2 protein-coding genes are annotated in these 2727 nt (G+C 70.6%); both read right to left on the bottom strand.

The genetic code is table 11. The annotated features are described in order from the left end of the window. The coding region (locus PO768_RS28385; RefSeq protein ID WP_272648732.1) for a PepSY-associated TM helix domain-containing protein at nt 1–573 on the bottom strand (573 nt) is incomplete at its 3' end. Further along, nucleotides 573–2727: TonB-dependent siderophore receptor (locus PO768_RS28380; protein WP_272648731.1), on the bottom strand; the 2155-nt coding region annotated here is incomplete at its 5' end. The genes PO768_RS28385 and PO768_RS28380, both read right to left, overlap by 1 nt.

Raw genomic sequence — 2727 nt, 5'->3', positions numbered from 1 at the left:
GCCGCGCCAACGCAGGGTCCAGGCCGGGCCCCAGCGCGCCAGCCGGCGCGCGCCACGCGGCGGCAGGGTCAGCCAGGCGCCGACGAAGCAGTCCAGCGTCCAGAGCAGCGCAACAAGGCCCAGGGCCAGCTTGCCCCAGTCGCCCAGCGCCAGCGAGTCGTGCAGGCGGTAGACGAAAGGCATCAAGCCGGCGCGCCAGCCCTGGTCGAAATGGCCCCAGTGACGCGCGCCGAGGATGCGGCCGCTCCAGGGGTCGACAAAGACCTCGTCGACATCCAGATGGGCCACACCCGGCCTGGGCATCAGCCAGAAGCGCTGCGCCTCGCCCGGTTTCACCTGCAGCGGCAGCCAGGGCAGCTCGGCCTGCGGGTAGGCGCGCAGCAGCTGATCGCGCAGCCGCAGCGGGTCCAGCGGCGCGACCTGGCTGATGGGCACCCGCATCCACTGCGGGTTCAGCGCCGCATCGATCTCATGGTTGAAGGCCAGCAGCGAGCCGGTCAGCCCGGCCAGCAGCAGGAAGGCCGCCGTGACCAGGCCCAGCCAGCGGTGGGCCAAGACCAGCCAGGGGCGCATCAGAAGCTGTACGTGAGGTTCATCCGCACATCACGCCCATAGCCGATCACGCAGAAGTCCTTGCCGCCGGGCATCAGATTGCACTGGGTGCGGTACTGCTTGTCGGCCAGGTTGCTGATATTGAGGGCGGCCCGCCATTGGCTGCTCCACTGGTAGGCCAGCATCGCGTCGGCCAGCGTGTAGCCGTCGTTGCGCAGCTGGCTGCCGTCGGCCTGGCGCACATCGCCGGGCGCGCCCGAGATGTGGCGCAGGCCCAGGCCCAGGCTCCAGTCGCCCAGCGCGTACTTGCCCCACAGCGCGGCGCTGTGGCGCGGCGTCGCCGGCGGTTGAGCGCCCTGCTCGCCGGCCAGCAGGCTTTTCAGCACCTTGGCATCAAGCCAGGTGTACTGGGCCTGCAGCGACAGGGCCCGGCTGACTTCGCCATTGAGCTCAAGCTCCAGGCCACGGCTGCGCACCTCGCCGGTCTGGATCTCCAGGCGCGGGTTGTTCTTGTCGGGCGTGCGCACATTGCGCTTGCGCAGCTCGAAGACGGCCGCACTGGCGCGCCAGCTCGCATCCGCCGGCTCGTAGCGCAGGCCGGCCTCCCATTGGCGTCCCTTCTCCGGCTGGAACTCCTGGCCCAGCGCGTCCTTCGCCGTGGTCGTGCTCATCACCGGCTGGAAGCTGTTCGAGAAGCTGACATAGGGCGCCCAGCCGCTGGGCGACAGATGGACCAGGCCCAGACGGCCGGTGAAGGCGGTGTCGTCGCGCCGGTGTTCCGTGCGCTTGAAGGGGTCGGCGGCAGCCAGGCGGGCGTCGTAGCGGGTGTCGGTCTCGGCCCGGTCCCAGCGCCCGCCGATGCTGGCCACCCAGTGCTGGCCGAACCTGATCTGGTCCTGCGCATACAGACCCGTCTGGCTGACCCGCGCGACGATGCGGTCGGCCAGGTAGTTGTCATGCCAGGCGATGGGTGCGTAGACCGGCGCCACCAGGTCCAGCGGGGCCACGCCCTGGTTCAGCGAGTGGATGCGCAGGTCCAGGGTCGAGCGGTAGTAGTCCAGGCCCAGCGCCAGCTTGTGGCCGACGCCGCCGGTCATGAACTCGGCCTCCAGCCGGGTGTCGGCATTGAAGGAGTGCTCCTTGTCGGGGCGGAACATGCCGAGGCGGCGGATGCTGCGGCCATCCGCCTGCAGGCCGCGGTTGCGCATATCGCGGCGCTCGTTCTCGGCGTCCATCAGCCGGACGTTCTGCACCAGCTTGAGCTGCGGCCCGAACTGATGTTCCAGCGCATAGCCCAGTGAGTTGCTGGTTTTGTCCTGGTGGCCATCGGGGCCGCCGACATTGATGTTCCGACGCGCCGGGCCGGCCGGGGTGTCGCGGTAATAGGGGATGGCATAGCCGGTGCTGCCGCTCTGGTGCTGGGCCATCACGGTGATGCTGGTGCTGGTGCCGGTCCAGCTCAGCGCCGGGGCCAGGTACAGGCGCTCGTCGGGCAGGCCGGGCCACTGGGTGTCGGCGTCGCGCTTGAGCGCGGTGAAGCGCCACAGCAGGCCCTGCTCCGGTGCGCCCAGCACGCCACCCAGATCCAGAGTCAGCTCGCGCCGCGCATGGCTGCCGACCTCGACCCCCAGCTCCTGGTGCAGCTTCGCCTGCGGGCGCTTGGTGACGGCATTGACGACACCGCCCGGCGCCGCCTGGCCATAGGTCACCGAGGCCGGACCGCGCAGCAACTCCAAGCGCTCCAGGCCATAGGGCTCAAGATTGGACATGAAGCCGTTGTGGAGGAAGCGCAGGCCGTCGCGGTAGGTGCCGGCGCCGGTCAGCCAGAAGCCGCGCAGCGCCATATCATCATCGGTGATCGTGTAATCGGCCGGGCGCACGCCGGGGGCGTAGCGCACCGCCTCGGCCACCGAGCTGACCGCCTGATCGCGCAGCAACTCAGCACCGAGCACGCTGATGCCTTGCGGCGTTTCGTTCAGCGCCAGGGCCAGCTTGCCGGCGCTGCCGCTGCTGCTGGCCAGATAGCCGCGCACCGGGGCCGTGGGCTCGGTGGCCGCACGGGCCCGCACCAGAGGCAAGGCCTCGGCACTGGCCCCCGGCGCACCGGCCGGGGCCAGCAGCAGGGTGCGCCCCTCGATGCGGCCCTGCAGGCCGCTGCCAGCCAGCAGCAGGGCC

The sequence above is a fragment of the Paucibacter sp. XJ19-41 genome (assembly GCF_028462495.1).
GTDB lineage: Bacteria > Pseudomonadota > Gammaproteobacteria > Burkholderiales > Burkholderiaceae_C > Roseateles_E.
The sequence above is the reverse complement of the archived record's forward strand: the minus strand, read 5'-3'. Positions and strand labels throughout refer to the sequence as shown.